This is a genomic window from Paenibacillus sp. FSL M7-1414 (genome assembly GCF_038003195.1).
Taxonomy (GTDB): Bacteria; Bacillota; Bacilli; order Paenibacillales; family Paenibacillaceae; genus Paenibacillus; species Paenibacillus amylolyticus.
In genome coordinates this window covers 5554407-5577902 of record NZ_JBBOOS010000001.1, presented here as the reverse complement: position 1 = coordinate 5577902, position 23496 = coordinate 5554407, and the positions used below count along the sequence as shown (strand labels likewise).

Annotated in this window: 23 protein-coding genes; 16 read left to right on the top strand and 7 right to left on the bottom strand. The window is 46.5% G+C overall.

From position 1 onward, the window contains the following. Positions 1-29 precede the first annotated feature (29 nt). The gene (locus tag MHH92_RS24390) at positions 30-746 is read left to right on the top strand and encodes a glycosyltransferase (RefSeq protein ID WP_076329042.1); all 717 of its coding nucleotides are present in this window, start codon (positions 30-32) and stop codon (positions 744-746) included. Positions 747-995: 249 nt separating this feature from the next. After that, the gene (locus MHH92_RS24385; protein ID WP_047841228.1) at positions 996-1526 is read left to right on the top strand and encodes a GNAT family N-acetyltransferase; all 531 of its coding nucleotides are present in this window, start codon (positions 996-998) and stop codon (positions 1524-1526) included. A 144-nt stretch (positions 1527-1670) separates the two neighbouring features. Here MHH92_RS24385 and MHH92_RS24380 read toward each other — a convergent pair whose 3' ends face one another. Both MHH92_RS24380 and MHH92_RS24375 read right to left on the bottom strand, forming a co-directional pair. After that, positions 1671-1841 (bottom strand): hypothetical protein, encoded by a 171-nt coding sequence (locus MHH92_RS24380; protein WP_179086550.1) that lies wholly within the window; start codon positions 1839-1841, stop codon positions 1671-1673. Next, a complete protein-coding gene (locus tag MHH92_RS24375; protein WP_047841227.1) occupies positions 1838-3076 on the bottom strand; it encodes a glycosyltransferase family 4 protein in 1239 nt (412 codons plus the stop codon). Before MHH92_RS24375 ends, MHH92_RS24380 begins: the two co-directional genes overlap by 4 nt. A gap of 186 nt (positions 3077-3262) precedes the next feature. Between MHH92_RS24375 and MHH92_RS24370 the strand changes: the two genes are divergently transcribed. Further along, positions 3263-3622 (top strand): hypothetical protein, encoded by a 360-nt coding sequence (locus tag MHH92_RS24370; protein ID WP_076253288.1) that lies wholly within the window; start codon positions 3263-3265, stop codon positions 3620-3622. Positions 3623-3826: 204 nt separating this feature from the next. Further along, positions 3827-5356, top strand: a complete 1530-nt coding sequence (locus MHH92_RS24365) for a DHA2 family efflux MFS transporter permease subunit (RefSeq protein WP_282322282.1) — start codon at positions 3827-3829, stop codon at positions 5354-5356. A 74-nt stretch (positions 5357-5430) separates the two neighbouring features. On the opposite strand, the gene MHH92_RS24360 is transcribed toward MHH92_RS24365, so the two are convergent. Then, complete coding sequence (locus MHH92_RS24360; RefSeq protein ID WP_235193923.1) at positions 5431-6504, bottom strand: glycosyltransferase family 4 protein; 1074 nt, start codon at positions 6502-6504, stop codon at positions 5431-5433. Positions 6505-6940: 436 nt separating this feature from the next. Between MHH92_RS24360 and MHH92_RS24355 the strand changes: the two genes are divergently transcribed. The 6 genes from MHH92_RS24355 to MHH92_RS24330 all read left to right on the top strand — a co-directional run bounded on the left by MHH92_RS24355 (position 6941) and on the right by MHH92_RS24330 (position 12931). Continuing rightward, positions 6941-8074, top strand: a complete 1134-nt coding sequence (locus MHH92_RS24355) for an ABC transporter ATP-binding protein (protein ID WP_340906925.1) — start codon at positions 6941-6943, stop codon at positions 8072-8074. Next, on the top strand, positions 8071-8787 hold the full coding sequence (locus MHH92_RS24350) for an ABC transporter permease subunit (RefSeq protein ID WP_017692528.1): 717 nt from the start codon (positions 8071-8073) through the stop codon (positions 8785-8787). The genes MHH92_RS24355 and MHH92_RS24350 overlap by 4 nt, the downstream gene beginning before the upstream one ends. A gap of 4 nt (positions 8788-8791) precedes the next feature. Beyond that, complete coding sequence (locus MHH92_RS24345) at positions 8792-10186, top strand: GldG family protein (protein ID WP_340906922.1); 1395 nt, start codon at positions 8792-8794, stop codon at positions 10184-10186. After that, on the top strand, positions 10183-11199 hold the full coding sequence (locus MHH92_RS24340; protein WP_340906921.1) for a DUF4340 domain-containing protein: 1017 nt from the start codon (positions 10183-10185) through the stop codon (positions 11197-11199). The genes MHH92_RS24345 and MHH92_RS24340 overlap by 4 nt, the downstream gene beginning before the upstream one ends. A gap of 273 nt (positions 11200-11472) precedes the next feature. Beyond that, complete coding sequence (locus MHH92_RS24335) at positions 11473-12462, top strand: YhcN/YlaJ family sporulation lipoprotein (RefSeq protein WP_051449926.1); 990 nt, start codon at positions 11473-11475, stop codon at positions 12460-12462. A gap of 244 nt (positions 12463-12706) precedes the next feature. Next, a complete protein-coding gene (locus MHH92_RS24330) occupies positions 12707-12931 on the top strand; it encodes a helix-turn-helix domain-containing protein (RefSeq protein WP_017692532.1) in 225 nt (74 codons plus the stop codon). Between the two features lie 201 nt (positions 12932-13132). Here MHH92_RS24330 and MHH92_RS24325 read toward each other — a convergent pair whose 3' ends face one another. After that, entirely contained in the window at positions 13133-13522 is a 390-nt protein-coding gene (locus MHH92_RS24325) for an aspartyl protease family protein (protein WP_017692533.1), read from the bottom strand. Then, positions 13519-13779, bottom strand: coding sequence for a hypothetical protein (locus MHH92_RS24320; RefSeq protein ID WP_017692534.1), 261 nt, complete (start codon positions 13777-13779; stop codon positions 13519-13521). The genes MHH92_RS24325 and MHH92_RS24320 overlap by 4 nt, the downstream gene beginning before the upstream one ends. A 226-nt stretch (positions 13780-14005) precedes the next feature. Here MHH92_RS24320 and MHH92_RS24315 point away from each other — a divergent pair, with 226 nt between their 5' ends. Then, positions 14006-14545: a DUF4303 domain-containing protein gene (locus MHH92_RS24315; RefSeq protein WP_017692535.1), complete on the top strand. Its 540-nt coding sequence runs from the start codon at positions 14006-14008 to the stop codon at positions 14543-14545. A 160-nt stretch (positions 14546-14705) separates the two neighbouring features. Here MHH92_RS24315 and MHH92_RS24310 read toward each other — a convergent pair whose 3' ends face one another. Next, the gene (locus MHH92_RS24310) at positions 14706-15053 is read right to left on the bottom strand and encodes a hypothetical protein (RefSeq protein WP_340906896.1); all 348 of its coding nucleotides are present in this window, start codon (positions 15051-15053) and stop codon (positions 14706-14708) included. Positions 15054-15265: 212 nt separating this feature from the next. Between MHH92_RS24310 and MHH92_RS24305 the strand changes: the two genes are divergently transcribed. From MHH92_RS24305 to MHH92_RS24290, 4 genes are all read left to right on the top strand, one after another. Beyond that, positions 15266-16129: a MurR/RpiR family transcriptional regulator gene (locus tag MHH92_RS24305; protein ID WP_017692537.1), complete on the top strand. Its 864-nt coding sequence runs from the start codon at positions 15266-15268 to the stop codon at positions 16127-16129. Between the two features lie 9 nt (positions 16130-16138). Then, positions 16139-16867, top strand: coding sequence for a glucosamine-6-phosphate deaminase (gene nagB, locus MHH92_RS24300; RefSeq protein WP_340907771.1), 729 nt, complete (start codon positions 16139-16141; stop codon positions 16865-16867). After that, positions 16864-18084 (top strand): N-acetylglucosamine-6-phosphate deacetylase, encoded by a 1221-nt coding sequence (nagA, locus tag MHH92_RS24295; RefSeq protein WP_340906893.1) that lies wholly within the window; start codon positions 16864-16866, stop codon positions 18082-18084. The genes nagB and nagA overlap by 4 nt, the downstream gene beginning before the upstream one ends. A gap of 164 nt (positions 18085-18248) precedes the next feature. Further along, complete coding sequence (locus tag MHH92_RS24290; protein ID WP_036673485.1) at positions 18249-18620, top strand: hypothetical protein; 372 nt, start codon at positions 18249-18251, stop codon at positions 18618-18620. A gap of 630 nt (positions 18621-19250) precedes the next feature. Here MHH92_RS24290 and MHH92_RS24285 read toward each other — a convergent pair. After that, positions 19251-20606 carry a dipeptidase gene (locus MHH92_RS24285; protein WP_340387382.1) on the bottom strand — a complete coding sequence of 452 codons (1356 nt, stop codon included), beginning with the start codon at positions 20604-20606 and terminating at the stop codon, positions 19251-19253. 215 nt (positions 20607-20821) lie between these two features. Between MHH92_RS24285 and MHH92_RS24280 the strand changes: the two genes are divergently transcribed. Further along, a complete protein-coding gene (locus MHH92_RS24280; RefSeq protein WP_340906887.1) occupies positions 20822-23227 on the top strand; it encodes an AraC family transcriptional regulator in 2406 nt (801 codons plus the stop codon). The last annotated feature ends 269 nt before the right edge of the window (positions 23228-23496 follow it).

Below are 23496 nucleotides of genomic sequence, written 5' to 3'. Positions count from 1 at the left end.
TAAGATAGTAAGAGGAGGGGAAGGCCCGAATGGAGCCAAAAGTATCGATCGTCATTCCTTTTTACAATTGTGCTTATATCGAGCAGGCTGTTCACAGTGCCATTCACCAGACGTATCCGCATATCGAAGTCATCGTGGTGGATGATGGGTCAACCGAGCACGTGGAGCGGCTACAGCCATTCATGGATTCCATCCGCTATATTCGCAAAGAAAACGGTGGAACCGCGACAGCATTGAATGAGGGCATCAAACATGCAACAGGGGATTACTTTGTCTGGCTCAGCTCAGATGATGTGATGCTGCTGGACCGGGTGGAGAAACAACTGACGTTTATGCGCGAGGTCAAGGCTTCATTCTGCCATGGTGCCTACCATTATGTGAATGAGAAGAGTGAATGGTTGGATACGGTGCATCCGGAAGTGGGCAGTCGTCTGGAGATGTTGCAGGTACTGCTGGAAGGTTGTCCAATCAACGGCTGTACTGTCATGTTAGAGATGGAAGCATTTGAGCGGTTTGGACTGTTCGACACTGATTTTCGCTACACCCATGACTATGAGATGTGGATGAGGCTGTTTCCAATGTATGAGCTGTTCTACTACAATGAACCTCTGATGTGTTACCGATTGCATGAGTCAATGGGAACCAAACGTCACTTCAAGGCACTGGTTGCCGAGATGGAAAAAGTTCAAGAGAAGCATCGGCCTATTCTGTTTAACTTACTTCAGGTTGGCGGGTACTGGAAGTAGATGGATTTGGCAACGATGGCTGAATGGAATAGGTGTTAAATGGACAGGAGAGCACCCTTATGAAACACTTTTTAAGTGTTATAAGTGGAAGCTCTTTTTTTGCTTTATGGACAGATACGTGGACACAAAGGGTGATCGATTGCTGAAGTCTCTGTATAATGAAATGATTCATACACGGAAGGGACTGGACTATGCGCAGATATCAATATCTTAAACCCAACTATTAATAAACTAATGGAGGTAAGAGTATTGATTACAGAGTTATACACAGAACGGTTATATTTGCGAAAAATGAACGTATCGGATGCGGCCAGCTTGTTTAAAATTTGGTCTGATCCGGATGTAACTAGATTTATGAATATCACTCATTTTACGGATGAAAATCAAGCTATAGCCATGATTAATCTTCTGAATGATCTTGCTCAGGAAAACAAGGCCATTCGGTTCTCTATCCTTGTGCAAGAGTCCAACGAAATCATAGGTTCATGTGGTTATAATGCACTGGATTTTGACAATCTCAAAGCAGAAATTGGGTATGACATTGCCAGATCACACTGGGGGAAAGGATATGCTACGGAAGCGATCTCTTCTTTGTTAGTTCATGCATTCTCGACCATGAAGCTGAATCGAATGGAAGCAAAGGTTGACCCCGATAATGTGAATTCTATCAAGCTATTACAAAAGCTCAATTTCACATACGAAGGCACCCTCAGAGCATACGAGAGGGCAGGCGAAACGTTCAGTGATCTGAATATGTATTCCAAGTTGGCGACAGATTAGAGAGATCTGGAATAGCGTGTTCTCGGTCCGTTAGAAAACATTTGAAACGAGAAGGGGGTGTCCTCAGTCATTCATATGACAGATGGGACACCCCTTGTTTGATATTTCGGCATGTTATATAAAGACGGCATATCATTGGACAACTCAATCTTTTGAATTCATGATCACCATGGATGCAGGATCGGGAAATACATATCCTTTAGGCAGCTTCTTCATCAATTCATTCATTACAGCGTAATCCACGTTGATGTGAGGTGTGGAAACTGGAGTCGAAAACCAGCGATTGTATAGATCACTTGGTACAAGTAACGTCATATCGAATGTCCTCCTCTGTAGATGGCTTCTTGGTAGACTTGAAATGTACGCAATCCCATCACTTCCAGTGAACGATGTTGTTCAGCCCAGGCTTTCGCCGCCGCACCCACTGTTCTCCGGGTAACATCATCCTCAAGTAGTGCATCCAACAGTTCACGGAGCGAGTCGACATCCTGCGGAGGAACAACCCATCCTGTGCGTCCAGGGTCAACCATCTCAGGCATGCCGGCTGTACCACTGACGATAACAGGTACACCCGCCAGTTGCGCTTCGGTAACGGAGAACGGCTGGGTGTCCTGCAGACTGGGCTGGACATAGATATCTGCATGGCGCAGGAAGGAAGGAATATTGTCCAGCTTGCCCCAGAACACAACATCGGCTCCAATACCCGTTGACGCGGCCTGTGACCGCAATTCATCAGTTAGATTGCCTTCTCCTGCGATCCAGCAGACCCAATCGGAACGTTTATTTTTCAGACTGGCTAAGGCCTTGATTAACACATGAACGCCCTTGATGTATTCAAGTCGTCCGGTAAAGGCAATGACTTTCTTGCCCGCAGGTGGTCGCTGGCGGAACTTTACAGCTGCTGAGGCACGGTAGGCTGGGAGATCTACAGCATAGGGAATCTGTCTGAACTTTGATTCAGGAACGGCAAGCTCTGTAAGCGTACTCTTGATCCAGTGGCTTGACACGAGAATGAGCTCGGACTGTGCTGCACTACGTTCTTCCAATGAGAGAAAATAACGTCCACGCTTGGATTGCAAATATGAAGGGAGAGTAAGTTGTGGGTTGGAATTTTGAGCATCGTAAAAGGCTTCGCGTGCAAGAGCGCCATGATAGCTTGTAACCAGTGGGATATTGCGGTTCAAGATGCGTTTTATGGCTACGGCAGCTACCGGATCTTGCGCATGAATAACGTCATAGTGGTCCACCCCCAGATAAGCGGCTGCCATCTCGAAGGCATATCTATTCAGTTCATAATAAGCGAGAAGAGGATCGGCAGTGAATTGTGGCAGATCAGTCGGATTGAGTTTGGCTTGCAGCATGGGCCACACCTTATCCTTGGAGAAAGCGCGGTTCAGATTACGAACATATACTTCGTTATTGGCACCATTTGTGCCCATGATATCAACCTCTACACCAAGTGCGATTAACCTGTCGGCCAGTTGTTTAACATATGTCCATATGCCTCCCATATGTGTAAGCTCCCAATACGTAACGAGCAGAACTTTCATAGCTACCTCCTTGTCACGGCCTGCACCGGCCGAGCTTCTATCCTTTTATTCTATGAAAAAAGAGGACCGGAAGGTCGGGCATTTCCGTGTAATTGGTCGAAAATGGGTGAATGCAAATGGCAATGGACGAGAGGAAGCATATCCTATGTACAGGAAGGTTCGTGTGCTCCGAAGGAGGGATCTACAGTGGCGGTATATTTACTTGAGATTCATGAGAATCTGTTACAGACATTTGTTCCCGTCAAGTACATGGATGTGGAGTTGGCCTATGTGGGCGGCGAGGAAGGGACGGATGTATTTGTTGGTGGAGCCAGTATTCACGGAGAACTGTATCGACACCTTTTTCACCTAACGTCAAATTCGGGGGGAGCGGGCGGTAATCAGGTCATTCATAATCTGGATGTGTCATCCGAGCCTTATGAACTGAGGATCATCAGCAACAGTTCTTCACCGAAGCATCTGGTTATTCGAATATATTGCAGAAGTATTCACGGTCAGACATTGGGCATACTGTCAGAATATCAGATGATGAAGCTTGCAGATTGATATGGACATCATTGCATAATCATGATTAACCAACGTGTGGAGCAGGGAAGGTGCCTGTTCCATTTTTTGTGGTGCATCCATAGTAGAATTGTCTGAAAAAATAGCTTGACAGCAAAGGTATTTTCATTAGAATTAGATCAGTATTAAACGAAAGTTTAAAACGATAGTTTGAAATTAGTCGTCAATATAGGCTGAGTGAGACGCATGGCTAAGCCTGCGATCTACTGGCTGGAAAAGAGTGTGGAGAACGTGAAAGAACAAACAGCAGTACCCCAGGAGCCGGCAGAGTTTTCGCTTAAAGCCATTATACTGCCACTCCTGGCAATTATCGTCGGAATGATTATGGTTATACTGGACAGCACGGTGGTGAACGTGGCCATTCCGAATCTGGTTCAATATTTCGAGACCGACCTGAAGACCATCCAATGGACGGTTACGGGTTATACCCTGGCTTTGTCTGCGGTTATTCCACTGGCAGGCTGGTTAACGGACCGTTTTGGTGCCAAAAGAGTATTTCTGTTCACGATTGCCATGTTTACCTTGGGTTCTGTATTATGCTCGATCGCTCAATCACCTGAGCAATTAATCATTTACCGTATCATTCAAGGCCTTGGTGGAGGCATGGTTGCTCCTATTGGTATGGCGATGGTCTTTCGTCTGGCTCCGCCTGAGCGAAGAGGTTCCATCATGGGGATGCTGGGAATTCCGATGTTGCTTGCCCCCGCATTGGGTCCGGTGTTGTCCGGGTGGTTTATTGAATCACTGAGCTGGCACTGGATCTTCCTGATTAACTTGCCCATTGGTATTGCAGCTTTCATTCTATGTATCAAGTTTTTGCCGGATACAGATCGTGGACGCACACCTGCACTGGATCTGCTCGGCATGATTCTGGCGCCAATTGCGTTCTCGATGCTGGCTTACGGTGTGAGTGAGGGCGGAACGAGCTGGACGTCTGCAACAACTTTGACGGGTGTCATTGTGGGTGGTGTAGCGCTCATTTTGTTCATTATTGTGGAGCTTCGTCATCAAAATCCATTGCTCGAACTCCGGGTATTCAAATCATCTGATTTCTCACGGGGAATTATTCTCGCATGGGTGTCACAAGTGGCGCTGTTCGGTGCGATGATCCTGATCCCGCTTTATTTGCAGCAGATCAAAGGTTACACTGCACTGGAAACAGGATTGATTCTACTGCCACAGGCATTGGCTTCCGGAGTGGGTATGCCGCTTGGTGGTCGATTGTTTGATAAAATCGGTGCTAGACCTCTGGCCTTCGTGGGTCTGGGTATTATTTCGGGAGCATTGTTTATTCTGTCCTCCATTACGGCAGAGACAGGTCTTGGCCTGATTATAACGGCTCTGGTCATGATGGGTCTGGGTATGGGCTTGTCCATGATGCCACTCAATACGCATGTATTAAATGCTGCTCCGCGTAAGTTGGTTGGACGGGTGACACCGCTCACGGCGGCTGCACAGCAAGTGGTCGTGTCCTTTGCGGTTGCAGGGCTTACAGGCTTCCTTACTTCAAGAATCGCAGACAATACAACGAGTACAGAGCCGACCGCTATCGTTCATGGTTTGGTGGCTGGTTTCAATGATACGTTTTTCCTGGCCGCTTGTATTGCATTGTTCGGATGTTTGCTCAGTCTGATTCTGCGCAAACCTAAGCCGATGCCGGAAGAAGAACTTCAAAATGGCGACAAGCCTGATCCCGCGATGATGATGGGACACTAAGATTTTATAAAAACCATAAAAACCATACTAAGGCAGTTCAGAGAAATTTTGCTGAACTGCCTTTTTTGCTATGCTCAATGGAAAATTCGCAGTGCTGTCATCATTTCACGGAAAGAAATGGCATATCGATCTGGTGAAAAAGACAAGCTCATATGCTGTCTGCCCTGAATGCGAATATACTCACGCAGTTTCTTGTTATTCATGAGGTCCCTTGCTTCGGCTACAGCGGCCTCTACATTTCCAATTGGATAAAACTTACCAGTCTTATTATGTGTGATAAATGAACGCACACCATCCGAATCCGTGCTGAGCACCGGGCAGCCACAAGAGATGGCTTCAGCGACGGCATAACCGAATCCTTCAAGCAGGGAAGTGGATAACATGATGCCCCCTGAAGCGGCAATCATGGAATAATATGCAGGCATCTGAGAATGAGGAACATTGATAAAAATGCCAATTCGATCCTCAAGCCCGTATTCTGCCAGCATGTGCCGGAACATGACTTCATCTTCTGGATTAGCCAAAGTTGGATCGTGGAATAACCATAGTCTGGCTTCCGGATTTTTTTTGACGATTTCACTCGATATGATTAGATATTCACGCCAATTTTTGTTGTGTTCAAGTCGTCCTACCCAAGCCAGCACCGGATAGGGTGGGGTATCCACCAAGATTGGTGCGAAGGTGTCTGTATCCAGCATATTGGGAATAACAAACCGATGAAGCCAAGGACAGATATGAATGAACATATCCAGCAGGTGGTCTGTGGGAGGTATAACGGCAGCATCACAATGAGCTTGGAGGTATGGGACACCCATCTGTATCGTTTCCAGAGCTTGATCGCGTGCTCCGAGTCCCTGCGCTTCAAAAATAATTCGTCCGGTATAACCAAGTCCTCTCAAGCGGCCGGGCATAGCGATGTCTGAAGTGGCAATGATGGCATCATAATGATGAGTATGGATGATATGATGGATATCCTCGTCACTGGACGCGGTGAAAATAGGTGTATCACTGTTGTTCTGCAATCCCGAGCCTGTGCTGAGATACAATAGGTGCGCTTCAATGCCATGGCGTTTCAGAACAGCGGTGCGCAGTCGATTTAACGTATCCACGCCACCGCTCGGAACATAAAACGTGAATAATACTTTCACACGATTCACCCTCTGACTTTTGGTCAGGAGCACATTCTCCTGTACTCTATGTTACGTTGGCTTTAAGCGCAGGGTGTGGGTGTTGGTCAAAATGTTCACATTTTGGACATATATTTTTAAGCTGTCTTTTAAGTGTCATTAAGCTGAGGCTAGGATAGCTCCCGTAATATACAAGGAACTTCCCGTGCCCATCATCTATTACATAAGTTCAACGTAACATTTACACGATAACGGAGAGGGCAGAAATAACTTGAAGAAGCGAAGCGGTCACCTTTATCAGCGGATTTTTCCTTCTGAATGAAGGAATCAAAAAAATCTGGGGATAACAGTGATCGGAAGGTTATTCTGCCATCGGAGTGCAAGTGTAAATATTTTCAGTTGAATTTATATAACGAACGATGCTGCACGGGTATTTTAACGGGAAAGGATGAATGATGTGCTCGAAGTGAAACAGGTCAGCAAAGTTTACGAAGGGCAACGCGGCGTACATCAACTGGATTTCACCATGGAACGTGGTGAGATTGTTGGCTTTCTCGGACCCAATGGTGCCGGAAAAACAACAACGATGCGTATGATTACGGGTTATGTGCATCCATCCGCGGGTTCCATTATGGTGGATGGAGTATCGGTGCATGAGCAGGGTCAGCGTGTTCGTTCCAAAATTGGGTATCTGCCTGAAACGCCACCACTCTATCCGGATATGACGGTGCAGTCCTATCTTAAATTCGTAGCCAATTTGCGAGATGTCCCGGCACGTGAGGTTAAGCTGCGGGTCAGTGAGATGGTTAGCAGACTGGGACTTCAGGGTCGGGAAAGGCAAATGGTACGTGGGTTATCCAAAGGATACAAACAACGCCTTGGGCTGGCAGGAGCCATTATTCACAAGCCGGATCTGCTGGTTCTGGATGAGCCCACATCGGGCCTTGATCCAAATCAGATTATCGAGATCAGAGATCTGATTCGAGAACTGGGCGAGAACCATACGGTGCTGCTCAGTACGCATATTTTGCCTGAAGTGAGCACGCTCTGTAATCGAATGTTGATCATCAATCAGGGACAGCTCGTGCTGGATGGTTCACCTCAGCATTTCGGATCAGCAATGGGGGATCAGTTCAAGGTATCGATAGAAGTGAAGGCCACTGCGGAGCAATTACATAATGTGCTGACACCATGGGAGAAGGTACGGAGTGAAGTCATTCAAGCATCGGATACGAATACCGCCAATGATACTTCACTTAATTCAGATTCGGCGAATACGGTTAAAATGCTGCTTACTGGAGAAAACTCGGAAGATTTCCGGGAGGAGCTGTTCTACCTTCTGTCAGGTGCAGGATTACCGATACTGGAGATGAAGAAGGAGAACCTGAGCCTGGAGCAAATCTTCCTGAAGCTGACCACAACCGAGGCAACAGACACGGACGCGATTTCGGCAGATGTGGATAAGGTTGTTGGGGCAGAGATGGATCAGGACGTAACTTCGGACATCGACTCGTCGAGTATATCGGGAACATCAGTTGGTACATCAGCCGATGCTTCGCCCCAAGCTCGCAAAGGGGAGGACTCCAAATGAGACGAATGATGGCGGTATGTAATAAAGAGCTGCAAGCTTATTTTCTGTCACCAACGTCTTATTTTGCTTTTGCCGTATATGTACTGATGACCAGTCTGCTGTTCTATTCAAGCTTTGTATATTACCAGCCAAGTATTGTCGATTATCGTCTCGTGTTGGGCGATACGTTGTCCATGCTGCTGTTTGTCGTGCCATTGTTAACGATGCGACTGGTTGCAGAGGAATTCAGACAGGGAACGGATGAATTGTTGCTGACTTCTCCGGCACGTGTAACAGAAATTATTTTTGGCAAATATCTTGCTTCTCTGGCCATTCTGGTTGTGCTCATCCTGTGCAGTCTGGTGTACCCTTTCATCATGTCGTTCTACGGGACATTGGATATGACGACGGTATGGATGTCTGCGCTGGGGTTATTTTTCCTGGGCGGAAGCATGATGGCGATTGGACTGTTTGCTTCTACATTATCCCAGCATCAGATGGTGTCTGCGGTGGCGGGTTTTATTATTTTGCTCGTTTTGTGGATGCTTGATTCATTCGCAGGCAATACAGGTTCTGCTTTGCAACAGTGGCTGGACCCGTTTGCCCTGACTAACCGGTTCGACAGCTTCATGAAAGGTGTGCTTAGTGGGCCGGATATCTTGTATTATGTCACCCTTTCGGGTGTGTTTCTGCTGTTAAGCATTCAAATTGTGGAACGGAAGCGGTGGAGGTGAGAAGATGAAAAAATGGTTAAGTCATACCAACAGTACCGTGCTGTCCGTAGCGGTGATTGGCATCTTTATTTTGCTAACACTGTTCCTGAATTCACTTGGCGGCTTCCAGCTGGATCTGACCTCGAACAAACAATACACGTTATCTGACCAGTCCCTTACTGCGATCAAAAATGTGAAGGATGACGTCAACATTCTGGTGTTAACGGTCGAAAATGCCAACAACACCGTCCTGAACCGTGAGGTGACGGATATGGTCGAGGAATACACGAAACGTAACAGCAAGCTGAAAATAAAACAATATAATTTGACGCAGGAACCTGCGCTTGCATCCAAATATGGCATAACAGGCAGCTCCATTGTGCTGGAGCAGGGAGATCAACACAAAGTGATTGATATCGCCAGTTTGTTCACCGCGACAGGTGACGGCAGTGACGGATCATATCAGTTCACAGGTGAGGAAAAACTTACGCAGGCGCTCATGAATATGTCATCCACGGAGATGCACAAAATGGTGTTTTTGACTGGACATGAAGAGCTGAGTCTCGCTCAGATGACTACGCTGCAATCCTCCTTGGAACAAAATAATGTGCAGACGGAAGAGTTGCAGCTGAATCAAGCTGGTAAGGTTCCGGAAGATGCAGATGTGCTCGCCATTATTGGTCCACAACGTGATCTCAGTGATACGGAGATGAAAGCCATTCGCACCTATCTGAGTAATGGAGGCAAGTTGTTATTATCCCTCGGATTTGTAGAAGATATGAAATCCAGTTGGAAAAACATCGATGCCCTCATGGCTGACTATGGCGTCGTTGATGAGCATGCAGTCATGGTGGATAACCAGCAAGCCAGTACGATGGGGCCACTCTGGGTGGTGCCGGAGTATGGTACACATGCAATTACGGACAAACTCGCTGCGAGCCAATTGTATCCGATGTTGTCGTTGTCGATTGCGTTGGCCAGCAAAGAACAGGATAAATATACCCTTTCACCGTTAATTCATTCTTCGAATGACAGTTATGGGGAGACAAATATCGGCGGTTTATTGCAGAATGAAACAACCAATGATGCCGAAGAGGACATTCAGGGACCCGTTGAATTAGGATATGCAGCCGATACGACGGATGGTAAACCGAAGGCAGTTATTCTGGGTTCGTCCATTTTCATGCAGGATTCGGAAATTGCGAATGGTGGCAATCGGGACTTTATTTTGAATACGGTAAACTATTTGAGTGAGAAAGAAAATGGATTGACGATTCGTCCACGGGTGCAAGCCGGGTATGAGATGGCATACCTGAATGGCGAACAGGCCAGAACGATTTTCTTCGTGGCTATTGTAGCATTCCCACTCATCTTTGTTATCATTGGTGTAATCTTATGGTGGAGGCGCAGACGAGTATGAGAAAATGGGTCCCAACGATTCTGGTGGTCATCGTACTAATTGTGGGCTGGGTGTACGCGGCCAGTCAAAATTATTTTCGGGAAGAAGAAGCGGTTCAAGCCAAGTTGCTTGGTATTCAATCCGGGGATGTTCAATCTATTACAATACATGACACAACGGAGGAGACATCCGATGTAGCAGCAACTTCGACTTTAACGCTTGAAAATGGCGTATGGCAGATGGTTGAGCCAAAAGCCTATCCTCTGAACGGTTACAGTGTAAGCAGCTGGCTGGATGCTCTGAGTGATGCAAATCAGGAACTGGTGGTGGAAGAAGCGCCGAAGGATCTGAATAAGTACGGATTAGGAACAGATGCTAGACGTATGGATATCAAACTCAAAGATAATCGGGAGATCAAACTGGCTATTGGTGGCCAGCTTCCAGCAGATGATGCACGTTATGTGCGTGTTGATTCGGGCCCTGTGGTTGCCGTGCAGACAGAGGCGATTACCAGCATAGCTTTGTCTCGTCGTGATTTGTTGGACACTACACCTTTCAATATGGATGAGACAAATGTTGGGTCTCTGGAGTGGGAGGGTGAGGCAGCTACCTGGATGTTAAAAACGACATTGGAGAACGATGCGGCAGAACAGACCTGGACACTGAATGGAAAAACGATTGAAGCCACAGATGCCGTATCTCTTATCGGCAAAATCAAAAACTTGTCGACAGCAGATGATGTGCGTAAAGCGTCTGAGCTGAAGAATTCGGTTCCACGATTCACCCTGTCTGTTGAACAGACGGTCAATGGGCAACAAGTTCGAGATGTGTATCGGGGACTTACGGTGCCATCCGAATCGGATCAGATCTGGGTTATTACGCCGGATGGTCAATGGGCATATGGCATGGATACGACAAGTCTAACGGAAGCCGAGAAATTCCCGGATACCATTAAAGCATCCACAACTTCTTCGGAAGAATCATCGAGTTCTACAAATGACGCAACGACATCCTCATCAACAGACGGGAATTGAGCGGGGCGGAAGATAAGTGATATTGTTGCGTTGAGATGCAAATATTATTTCCAGGCAGTGCTGCGAACTAGCAGCACTGTTTTTTTATTTTATATAGCGAAGAATCTCACGGTCCACAGATCAAAACCAAAGATCGATAAGCAAAGCCCAAAGACCAAAACCAGAATACCTGAATCTACAGGGTAAGGTACCATATCCTTTCAGCATATCGGTGTGTACAGAAGCGCATCCTATCTTTGTGACCAAAACCAACATACATTGGAGGATGAGTACATGCCAGCAGTCAAAAAGGCAACAGCTATTACGTTATCATTATCTACTGCAATCTTTGTAATGGCCGGTTTGACAGGTTGTGGCACGAATCGGGATACCAACAACATGCATACGCAAAGTGTTCGTCAGCAAGCCAACGGCATTAACCGTTATGGTGTGGAAACAAATGGAATGGATGGCATCCGTGCGAAAAGTTATCGCATGCATAATGTCACTGACCTGAAATCCAGTGAAGAGCTGGCAAAACGCATCACGGAGATGAAGGAAGTAAAATCCGCCCGTGTCATGTTAACGGATCGTAATGCTTATGTGGCTGTTCGTTTGGCAGATGGTCATGCAGGCAAGTTGGAGAGCAAGTCCAATGGTCGTACGAGCATGCTGAATGGAACGATGCGTAATCATGCCAGTGATACCATGCGTGGAGGCAACATGAATCACGATATGGGTGGTATGCGTGTGAATGGTGGTACGGGCACAATGTCTCCGTACAGCACTAGTGGAATTGCTCCAGGACTGAACACAAATTCGGCAACGGATCGCAGCCATATGGGGAATGACCGCAGCATCTATGGAACCATGGGCACAGGCGCCGTTGGCATGATGCGTGGTCTGACAAACAGCGGCAAAGCACGTGGGACAGACGATGGGCATTATGGTATGAAAAGTGAAGGACAACGTGTAGATAGCACGGACGATAACACATCAGCTGAGATTAAGGGTAAGATTTCAGCAAAAATCAAACAGTTTGCACCAAATATCGAGAATGTATATGTATCAGCCAATCCTGATTTTGTGGAGCATGTCGAGAACTATGCCACAGATATTCGTAACGGTAAGCCCGTTAGTGGTATGATCGATACGTTCCAATCGATGGTAGAGCGCATTTTCCCAACGAACGGAACAGATACGAATAACCGTGATGGCATCCTTGACGATGGCCTGATGAACCGTAATCACAACGGTGGTGTCATGAATCGAATGAATCGGTAGTTCTGAAGACAGATGAACAAGTGTGCCTTTGCGCAGATGGTAACATCTGTTGCAGGGGCATGTTTGTTTTACATGATCCAATACATAGACAATTGAATACGTTCTCTTTGGACAATGAATCACATGTCTACTGCCCATTTTTCTTATAAAACTGAACCAACGCCCTTGACCTGACATAAGATGAGTTGACTGTATCCCCTTAACCTTGTTACACCAACACAACCCGAGCAAGGAGGGGTGAACATTGAAGGGTATCGATCATAAAAGCAAATTTTTGTTGACCCACCGTGAACGCGAAGTATTCGAATTACTGGTTCAAGACAAAACAACGCGTGACATCGCAGGGCAGTTATTCATCAGCGAGAAAACGGTGCGTAACCATATTTCGAATGTGATGCAGAAACTCAATGTTAAGGGTCGTTCGCAGGCAGTTGTCGAGCTGATTAAGCTTGGAGAACTGAAGATTTAGTTGCGAATTACAGTTAGGATTAAGTAGCAGCATGAAAGCCTTTCTCTATTCTTTGTCAAGAAGAATGGGGCAAGGCTTTTTTGCTGCTGATTTATAGTTTATTACATCAGATGATCCGCTGTTCAGGGATTAAGTCACCCATCCATGGTGTATAAAAATAAGCCACGCAACGCAACCATCCAAAGGTTATCATTACATGGCTTATGTTGAAAATTGAACATCCATTAATTCAAAGTCGACTTTGCATGAGGCTCTCATCATAAAATCAATGCCAATGATTCCGTCAAAACCATAAGGTTCTTGAATTGAACCAAGTTGAATTGGAAAATCAGTCAAAGCAATATGCTCAATATGAAGATTGGGAATGTGCTGTTCATAGCAGATTTCGCTCGTTCCACCTACCCCATACATTCGCTTAGCTCGTCCATTAATAAAATCAATCTGTATACCTACTGCAGCTAATGCATCGGTATCAAACACAGTTGCTGCACAGCCTGTATCAAATAAAATATTATGCAAAATGATAGTTTGTTCATTATGGCTTATGGTCAAGGATACGATAGGTAAGCCTTGCTGTAGTTGTAGTTTCATGTTCGTTGCCGCACTCCTGAAAAAAATTCTTCTACAACCTCAACATCGCTTCTGCTCGTATGAAAGACATATAACTCGCGTGTCGGATGGAGCTTGTGCAGTTCTTTGTAACCGCTCCAGGCTTCTTGAGGATTATCATAGTTTTGAATAACAGCTATATCCTCTAGTTGACGGACACGGTTGCTGGAGCTTGCCTTGATTGCTTCCACAAGCACAAAACGATCTGGGTGTAATTCAATAATCTCTCCCCATTTCATCGGTGTCACCTCACTTGGTTAGTCGTATTTTTATTATAGCATAGTCGTTTAAGGGTGTAGGAAGTAAGCATGTTAATTGCGATTATGTGGTACCTTGTAGTTATCGAGAGACCTACATAGCAACAGGGCGGGGATATGAATATCTCGTTAACCGTTTCGGCCCGAATCAATGGTTTGAAAAGACATTTGAATCTTAAACTGCATTGAAAATGAAAGGATGAGCTGTGTGGACCACTTTTTAAGTGAATTTGAAAATCAATTTCGAGCGGGGTTTCTTCCTGATCTGGAACAAACGCTGGCTAAGGTAGAGCACGAGAAAGTATATGCTTGTGCCTTTGGAACAGACAGTGATTGGGTAACGCTGTTCATGGCGGTAAATACAGAGGAATCCCTGGCTAGGCATATTGTGAGTATGAAAGAGCAAGGGCTATGTGATAGTGAGGAGGACGAGATCTATTACAGATGGGGCTGCTCCGAATATCAATATGGCGAGGATACACACTTTAACCACATCAGTCGATTGTTGTATGCAACAGAAGATGTCCAGAAGTATAAGGATGAGATCATTCGAATCATCGCCAAAGTTGTGAATGAGACAGCAGATGACGTTTTCGCCCGATATGGACAAACCAAAGCAGACATTACGTTTTTCGTTTCTCTCACAGATGATGATCTGGCGGAGGAAATTGAAAATCAATCGGTCCATCAAATGACTGTACCCGGCTTAGCCAGCAAATTCTTAAAACGATATGATGACATGAATTAGACCGAGTTAACTTGAGTTGAGCGTTTAGTTGAATGGAAATTGCATTAAAACGAATTGAATCTTAGTACCGCGAAAGTCTTTCCTATTCTTTAACTAAACTAAAGAAGGAAGAGGCTTTTTTGTTTTAGCGTGAAAAAATGAAACAACCGAATCCATACACTTATTGATTCCTATTCATTTGAAGGAACGTCCTCCATTTTTTCTTCGAAAATGGCTGATAAAAGAGCTGCTCCAATTCCTCAAATTGTGCTTCGTTCAGATGAAGATGGAGTGCTCTTTTCGCAATTTTTGCGGCAGGCTGGGAAGCGGATTTCCTTCCTCCGGCTTTTCGTTTGATCGGAATATGAAAATGCAGCAGATCTTCAAGGTGATTCCAACCTTCCCAACTCAACCGACCTCCGCGTTTCCAGTCGATAGCATAGAGGGCATAATAGGCGTGTCCTTCTGTTTGTTTGGAAGCCATAATCCAGATGGAAGGAATGAGCTTTTCCCGTTGTCTTCGATTCATTAGAATTGCACCCCTCTCGATTCTCAATATAAAGAACATCCACTATGCGTATCAAGCAGGTGAGGCTCTATACACACGCTCAGCATAATTGCAAAAGTCATGTTAAATTCCTCTTGATTTGCAAGATCGTCTTGATTAAAATGAAGTTATAAAAATGATTTTCTTAATTTATTAAAAATAAATAAAAATAATTTTCATAAAGTGAGGTCCTCATGGCAGCCATATTACGTGCGTTGCAGCAAGAACTGAATAACCTTCCGTCTCAGGAGCGACGTATTGCCGAAGTCATTATGCAATCTCCATCGGACATTCCCGGCTGGACGATTAGTCATCTGGCAGAGCAGAGTGGCACAAGTGCGGCGACGGTAACCCGCTTTTGCAAGTCGTTTCATTTTAAAGGCTTCCCCGATTTCAAAATGAAACTCGCCGCAGAATTGTCCCACGCATCTGATGAAACGGCGTATCAGGATATTGTAGCGGGCAATTCCCTATCCAAAATTGTTGAAGCTATCGAAGCCAACCACCTTGCGTCTATTGCAGATACCACCCGTTTGCTGGATTTGGGCAGATTGGAGCAAGCCGTTCAATTATTGTGCCAGGCTCGCCGCATCGATCTGTACGGTGTGGCTACCTCTTCGATCGTTACACAGGATTTCTATCAGAAACTGGTGCGGATCGGCAAGAGCTGTACGGCTTTCTCCGACTCACACATGCAGATTACATCCGCATCTTCGCTCGCAGAGGGAGATGTGGCGATGGCCGTATCCTATTCAGGCGAAACACCAGAGACCATCGATGCCCTGCATTGTGCCAAACAGGCTGGAGCTTCTACGATTTCACTGACTTCCTATGGCAGCAACACGCTTGCAACGGTATCGGATATCCCACTATTCACCTCTTCTCTGGAAGAAGGCATGAGGCGTGGAGATATGGCTTCACGTATTGCACTGCTGCATGTGGTCGATATTTTGTTCACAGGCATGGTAAGTGCCGACTTCGACCGTTTTATCCCCAGACTGGAACAATCCTATCACAATGTGCAATCTTATCGAGTCCAACACAACGGAGGTGCCTGACAGATGAAGATGAATATACGCATTTTTGAAAATGAAGAAGATTTGAACGCCACAGGTGCTGGCCTCATTGCCAGCTTGTTGCAGACCAAGCCACGGGCTGTATTGGGGCTTGCGACAGGAAGTTCTCCTGTAGGCATATATAAACAGCTTATCACGTTGTATCAGAAGGGGCTTGTCAGCTTTTCACAGGCTTCTTCTTTTAATCTCGATGAGTATGTTGGACTTCCAACAGAACATCGCGAAAGTTACCGCAGTTTCATGAACGAACAATTATTCAATCATATCGATATAGATATTACTAGAACGCAAGTGCCTGATGGTCAGGCTGCAGATCTGGAACAGGAATGTAATTCCTATGAACAACGGCTGGACGATCGTGGACCGGTAGATCTTCAACTGCTGGGCATCGGACATAATGGTCATATTGGCTTCAATGAACCGGGAACTGAACTTACAGGACGAACGCATGTCGTGGATCTGAAAGAGGAGACGCGAAAGGCAAACGCGCGCTTCTTTGACAGCATCGATGAAGTTCCGGCTCAGGCGATTACAATGGGTGTCGGTACCATTTTGAAAGCCAAACAGATTCTGCTTATTGCCCGTGGCGAGGAAAAAGCCGAGATTATTCGCGAAGCTTTTATGGGCCCAATCACAACGGCCTGTCCTGCATCGCTTTTGCAATGTCATCCAAATGTGGTGGTACTGCTGGACCGTGCAGCAGGGAGGCTGGTGAGATGACCGGAGCGAATAGCCATGAACCTGGGAGCCAGCGTGATGAAAATATTTCTCTTCTTCGGGGCAAGCTGCTCCTTTCAAATGAGATATTGGAAGACGGTGTATTAGCTTGGAGGGATGGGGAAATCCTTTATGCTGGGTTACCTGAAGGTCTGCCCGAACAGATTCGAAGAGAGGCTTTGCCGCTGTCTGTACCGGAACGCGGCCTTATTGTGCCTGGATTCATTGATATCCATGTGCATGGTGGGAATGGAGAAGACTTTATGGACGCAAGCCCGGAGGTGTTGGACAAGATCACTTCTTTCCATAGTACGCAGGGGACAACAGCGATGCTTGCGACTTCCATGACGGCTCCAAAAGAGCGACTGGATAACGTACTTGCTGAAGTGGACCGCTACCGTTCGAGTGAAATGCCATATGCACAGCTTGAGGGCGTGCACCTGGAAGGTCCGTTTTTTAGTCCGAAATGGCCTGGCGCACAAAATCCGGAACACATCATTCTGCCTGATGTATCTTGGCTCGAAGCATGGGAGAAACAATATCCTGGCCTGATCCGTCAAGTTACGTTGGCACCGGAACGTGAAGGCGCGCTGGAAGTCATTTCATGGCTGCGAGAACAACGGATTACAGCGGCACTCGGCCATACAGATGCGACCTATGAAGAGGTGGAGCGGGCAGTGGAAGCCGGACTGCATCATGCGGTACATACATTCAATGCCATGACACCGTTGCATCATCGGCTACCCGGGGCTGCCGGAGCCGTGCTGAGTGATCCGCGCATCAGTGCTGAGGTGATTGCCGATGGTATTCACGTACACCCTGCGGCGATCTCGATCCTCGCTCAGCTGAAGCAACATGATGATCAACTCGTGTTGATTACAGATGCCATGTCTGCTACGGGATTGGATGATGGGGAGTACAAAATCGGCGACCTGCCCGTAATTGTGAAGCATGGCGAGGCCAGACTGAAGGACGGCGGCGCACTGGCGGGAAGCACACTGACAATGATTCGCGGTTTCCGTTACCTGATACAGGAAGTGGGCTTGAGTCTGAACGCTGCATCACGTGCAGCAAGTCTGACCCCGGCACGCCTGCTGGGTATTGATCACCGGACAGGTTCCTTGGCTCAAGGCAAGCAGGCAGATATCGTTTTGCTGAATGCGGAGCTGGATATTGAGGGTGTGTGGGTGAAGGGCAGACGGATAGGAGAGTCATATTAGATTTAGAAAATAAGTCTCGTGCTAATAACTCTCCTTTGTGATGCATCAGCCTTCGGAGTTAAAACTTGGCTTTTATCTGTGGAGAGGCAACACCTTGCACAATATGTTAAAATAGATCTCAAAAAGACGGGATCTGCGGATCACGCATAACGGAGGCGTGAAACATGGAACGTAACGCTATGCTCGAACATGATCCGTTCATCACAGTGCTGGCGGAGAAGTTGCACATACACGGATATTATGCCTTTTATGGCGAGCATTACAATGAGACCGATATGGAGCTGTACCGCAGGCATCTGTTCACATCATTCAGCAACATCGTATGGGTAGAGCTGGATGCACGCAAAAAGTATATGATTGTCGATCATCGTGGACGCAACACGGTCATGAAACTGATCGAAGGTATGCTGAACACGCGCAGAACGCTCCGAGCAAACCAGGCAATGGCAGGTACGGACACCGCTGGAGTCCAGCAGGAGATCGCACATCTATCCAAGCTTGTGCACATGCTGAAGTTCACAACATTCCGCACATAAAGGGGATGAGCGGAGTAGAATCTGGAGGATGTCCCGAAAGTGGGTTTCTCCTTCTAGTCACAGGGCTAACAAACCTCAGCCACGTTATTCCTGTAGAAAATTGATGCATGACATGCAAAACGAGGAAATAAAGCGTCTACGATTCGTTATTGAGTCAAAACTGCGGATTTTCGTCGAATAGCAAGTGCCGGATTTGTTAAAAAGTAATATCGAGCCAATGAAACGAATATATTTAGATCTACCAATTACAAAAGGGGTGTACCGTCATGAATTTGGACGGCACACCCCTTTTATATACTTATATACCTACCTATTACCCTTCATTTGTAAAGTAGGCTCAATCCTAAAATCAGTCTGAGACAAGCTGTAACGTAGTGAAGGGGACGAATTCGATTCAAACAAAAACGATGACCTGTAGGCCACCGTTTTTGTAATATCTATCTGCCCTACTCTATGAAGTTGAGTAAATAATTCACACGTTAACGGAGTGGGGAGAAAAAAGCTGAAGAAGCGGAGCGTTCGCCTTTATCACCCGAATTTCTCCCTTTAGAAAAGGGGATCAAAGAAATCGGGGGATAACAGCGATCGGAAGCTTATTCTCCCCGCGTAGTGACCTCCGTGTAAGAGTGTTTACAAACTCTTCAAGAACTGAACAATCGTCAACAACCCTTTATCAAAGTTCTCCAGGTTGAAATGCTCGTTCGGTGCATGCAGGTTCTCATCCGGCAAGCCAAAGCCCATCATAACAGCAGGGATTTCGAGTACACGTGAGAGCTTCTCAACAATCGGAATGGAGCCACCATCTTTGGTAAAGAGGGCACGAACGCCATACACGTGCTCATACGCATCTGCCGCTTTTTGCAGAATTGGATTCGAAGGATCAGTGTTGAAAGCAAAAGCTTTCTCGATCTGTTTCACATGCAGCGTTGCACCCGGTTGAACGTGAGCGCGTAGATGTGCTTCGATACGATCCAATACATGCTGTGGATCTTGATCCGCAACAAGGCGGCATGTAATTTTGGCATGAGCTTCCTTCGGAATAACCGTTTTGCTGCCTTCGCCTTGGAAACCACCCCATACGCCGTTCAGTTCCAATGTTGGACGAGCGCCAACACGTTCCACGAACGAGTAACCTTCTTCGCCGTACAATTGCTCCAGCCCAAGGTCTTGACGAAGCTGTTCTTCATTGAAGCCTTGTTTTACAAATTCTTCTCTCATCTCAGGAGACAGTGGCAGAACGCCGTCGTAGAAACCGTCTACACTCACACGACCTTGCTCATCATGCAACGAAGCGAGCAGGGATACGAGTGCGTGCAGTGCGTTAGGTACACCACCACCAAATGAACCGGAGTGCAAGTCGGTATTGGCTGTGTTCAGATCTACGTGAAGCGAGCAAAGGCCGCGCAGGCCAGTGGAGATCGCCGGTTTACCTTTTTCAAGCAGAGATGTATCCGAGATCAGTACCATGTCTGCACGCAGCTTGTCTGTATGTTCATTCAGATAGATGGGCAAGTTCGGGCTGGAGATTTCCTCTTCGCCTTCGATACAGAACTTGATATTAACTGGCAGTTCTTTGTTTTCGGCGAGAATGGCTTCAACTGCCTTGATATGTAGGAAGATCTGTCCTTTGTCATCCGTTGCACCACGGGCATACAGCTTGCCATCACGAACGGTAGGTTCAAAAGGAGGTGTCTCCCACAGGTTAAGCGGATCAACAGGTTGTACATCATAGTGTCCATAGATCAGAGCCGTTGGTTTGCCGGGTGCATGCAGGTGATCTGCATAGACAATCGGATGTCCAGCCGTTTGAATCACCTCTACGTTTTCCATACCTGCACGTGTGAGCGCATCTGCTGCCCATTGTGCTGCACGATTAATATCCTCTTTATGCTCTGAAATGGCAGAGATACTTGGAATGGACAACCATTCATTCAGTTCTGCCAGGTGTTTTTCTCTATTTTGTTCAAAATAAGTCTGTTCTTTCATTAAAAAGGCCTCCTTCATGTTTGCTATATCTCATTGTAATCCATTTTGTCATGTTAATAAAACATTGGTTAAAAAAATGATCGGTTACAGATCGTTTCATTCACCTGAAGATTGTGCGTATAATACAAGAAAAGGATTTCATCCATATATTCTCAGGGGAGTTGAGGAAGTTTCCATGACAGTCAGACTCGATGCAAGCAGGCAGGTGAGCAGCGATGGAATCGACTAGGAGCGATCGAATATTTGGCAGATTCAAGCGGTTATCCGATTTGAAGGCTGGGAGGCATAAAGGACGATTTTATCGAAACAGCCTCATGCTTATTTTACTCATTGCCAGCATTCCCGGACTAATCACAGGTATCGTCATGTATCAACAGGTTGTTGGCCGGATGGAAACCGAGTTCAATCAAATGCACCAGAACCAGATCGAGAACCGGGCACGTAATGTGGATGACCAGCTGGCTTATCTGGAGATGAACTTATCCCATTGGGCTTTTGAACCGAGGTTTGGCAATGCACTGCGAACGTTGGATTTTGTATATTATTTCAATGAAACGCAGGAGATTGTGACTACCTTATACGTATTACAAGGTTCTCATCCACTGATCAAGTCAGCACAGCTGTATTTGCAGGAACCGAAGCCAATCTTGTTTAATCGGGATTATACCGAATTGAACGATGAAGCGAAAGTACAAGCCTATGATCGATATCTTTCCATGGGTAACCACGTGTACTGGACAGATTGGGTTTCCAGCATCAACAGAGATACCGAACCTTCGACCAACGATAGTCCACTGCATACGGATGCAGGCAATGCACTGGTTCTAGTACATAAGATACCGGGGGAGAGCATTAATCCGTTTGGTGCACTGATCATCACGCTGGATAACGAGAAAGTCGCCAGTTTATTGAAAACGCTTACTCCGTATGACGAAGGTTTAACGTTCCTTATGGATCAGGAAGGAAACACACTGGTTACCGGTAATCCGGGAACGGCGGGAGAGACTTCTGCTTTTGAGCAGCAGCTAAAAGAAGAAGTAGCCCTGCATGCGGGCAGCCGCTCATTCCTGTTCCGATATGAGGATCAGACCTATTCTGTCTCATACGGTTCATTGAGCCGGATCGATTCAGACTGGACTTACGTCTCCGCAGCACCTTTGACCTCAGTCACTTCGCCAGTCAAACTGGTATCCAAAATCATCGTCATTGCGAGTGCAGGCAGTCTCATCCTGGGATTGTTGTTATCCTGGTTTGCTTCCCGCCGCATCTATTCGCCTGTAGCACGGATGCTGCATCTTCTTACGCCTGGCAGAAACGAAACAACACTAACGGATGCCAAGCTGGACGAGTTTAAGCTGCTGGAGCAACAGTGGAACGAACTGACCTCCCGCAATGTCACGGCACATCGCCAATTGCAGGAGCAACTTCCCCATCTGCGCGACAGTTTTGTCTTACAACTTGTGCAGGGGCATCTATATGCCTATAACGAGCAGGATCTTCAGCAGCGGATGCGTCATCTGGGATTTGAGTTGGAGGGCCAGCAGTTTTTGTTGGTGCAGATGTATTTTACGGGGTACGAGCAGCTGCAAGGCAGATTTGGAAGCCAGGACACGGGATTAGTCACCTTTGCAGCAGTGAATATTACACAGGAAGTTGCGAAAAATTATTTCAGGCAGATCAGTGTCATGAACTTTCATGACCTGTCTTCCGCCATGCTTGTGATCGCTCCCCAGGACGAACCTGTGAAGTCACAAGCGCTGTTATGGGGACGGGAACTGGTGGAGGTCATTGGACGTACGCTCAAAATGAAGGTGACCTTGATGGTCAGTCGCCCGGCAGCTTCACTACAGGAACTGCCCGGACGATTCGTCGAGATGGAACAGGCCGTGGCTTATCGCAGTGTGGAGGAAGGAAGTCAGATTCTCGATCTGGAGGATGAGGCGTGTTTCAGCAAAAATGAAGCAGCTTCCTATCCGCTTGGGCTGGAACGGGAGTTGTTACAGGCGCTCAGGCTGGGCAAACAAGCCGAGGCGGAACGTGTGCTGGAACAATTTATGAGTGAAATTACGCGGACGGGCAGTACCGAATTTCAGGTGCAACAGATGATGCTTCAATTGCTCGGTAGCATTCAGCACATGATGCTGCAAACGGGTGTCACACCTTATAAGCTGTTTGGTGGTAGCAACATGTATGAGCGCTTATCCGGTATTCGTGAACCTATACAGATGAGACAATGGATGATGAATGAGGTATTCATACCTTATATACAAGAGGTTGAGGTACGATCGCAGGAACCGCAGAAACTGGTGGTGGAACGAACGATGTTGTACATCGATACACATTACCGCAGCGACATTTCGTTGGAAAACTGTGCTGACGAGGAGCAGATGACACCTTATGCACTGAGCAAGGCATTCAAACAGGTATCGGGTATCAATTTTATTGATTATCTGACACGTGTGAGAATGGATGCGGCGAAGCAGTTGTTACGGGAGACAACGATGAAAATTAATGATGTTGCGGCGGCTGTAGGATATCAGCACAGTTATTTTAATCGGATCTTCAAGAAACAGGAGGGAGTTACCCCGAGTCAGTATCGCGATCAATGGTTTGGACAATAACCGTTTATATCTTTGTCATTTCAGACCGGCATTCGGCTTTAGCGGATGCCGGTTTTTTCTTTTTTTTACCGTGATACAAAGAAGGATAAACCCGCAAAAATGTGCAATTCTACCCGCTACGTTATGTGCAATTTCTTGTGAAAATGGCGTTATAGCGGGCTTTTCGGCCATCATGTTGTAGCAATGCAAAAAATGAAGGTTGCCGGAAACCAGGCGTCTGTATAGTCTGAATAACAGGTTAATTGATAACGCTTACATCGTTGAGGGAG

Excerpts from the sequence above, each read along its gene's own strand:
- MHH92_RS24390 (WP_076329042.1), top strand. The coding sequence starts at position 30 with ATGGAGCCAAAAGTATCGATCGTCATTCCTTTTTACAATTGTGCTTAT.
- MHH92_RS24380 (WP_179086550.1), bottom strand. The coding sequence starts at position 1,841 with ATGACGTTACTTGTACCAAGTGATCTATACAATCGCTGGTTTTCGACT.
- MHH92_RS24375 (WP_047841227.1), bottom strand. The coding sequence starts at position 3,076 with ATGAAAGTTCTGCTCGTTACGTATTGGGAGCTTACACATATGGGAGGC.
- MHH92_RS24365 (WP_282322282.1), top strand. The coding sequence starts at position 3,827 with ATGGCTAAGCCTGCGATCTACTGGCTGGAAAAGAGTGTGGAGAACGTG.
- MHH92_RS24350 (WP_017692528.1), top strand. The coding sequence starts at position 8,071 with ATGAGACGAATGATGGCGGTATGTAATAAAGAGCTGCAAGCTTATTTT.
- MHH92_RS24345 (WP_340906922.1), top strand. The coding sequence starts at position 8,792 with ATGAAAAAATGGTTAAGTCATACCAACAGTACCGTGCTGTCCGTAGCG.
- MHH92_RS24340 (WP_340906921.1), top strand. The coding sequence starts at position 10,183 with ATGAGAAAATGGGTCCCAACGATTCTGGTGGTCATCGTACTAATTGTG.
- MHH92_RS24335 (WP_051449926.1), top strand. The coding sequence starts at position 11,473 with ATGCCAGCAGTCAAAAAGGCAACAGCTATTACGTTATCATTATCTACT.
- MHH92_RS24325 (WP_017692533.1), bottom strand. The coding sequence starts at position 13,522 with ATGAAACTACAACTACAGCAAGGCTTACCTATCGTATCCTTGACCATA.
- MHH92_RS24320 (WP_017692534.1), bottom strand. The coding sequence starts at position 13,779 with ATGAAATGGGGAGAGATTATTGAATTACACCCAGATCGTTTTGTGCTT.
- MHH92_RS24310 (WP_340906896.1), bottom strand. The coding sequence starts at position 15,053 with ATGAATCGAAGACAACGGGAAAAGCTCATTCCTTCCATCTGGATTATG.
- MHH92_RS24305 (WP_017692537.1), top strand. The coding sequence starts at position 15,266 with ATGGCAGCCATATTACGTGCGTTGCAGCAAGAACTGAATAACCTTCCG.
- nagB (WP_340907771.1), top strand. The coding sequence starts at position 16,139 with ATGAATATACGCATTTTTGAAAATGAAGAAGATTTGAACGCCACAGGT.
- nagA (WP_340906893.1), top strand. The coding sequence starts at position 16,864 with ATGACCGGAGCGAATAGCCATGAACCTGGGAGCCAGCGTGATGAAAAT.
- MHH92_RS24290 (WP_036673485.1), top strand. The coding sequence starts at position 18,249 with ATGGAACGTAACGCTATGCTCGAACATGATCCGTTCATCACAGTGCTG.
- MHH92_RS24285 (WP_340387382.1), bottom strand. The coding sequence starts at position 20,606 with ATGAAAGAACAGACTTATTTTGAACAAAATAGAGAAAAACACCTGGCA.
- MHH92_RS24280 (WP_340906887.1), top strand. The coding sequence starts at position 20,822 with ATGGAATCGACTAGGAGCGATCGAATATTTGGCAGATTCAAGCGGTTA.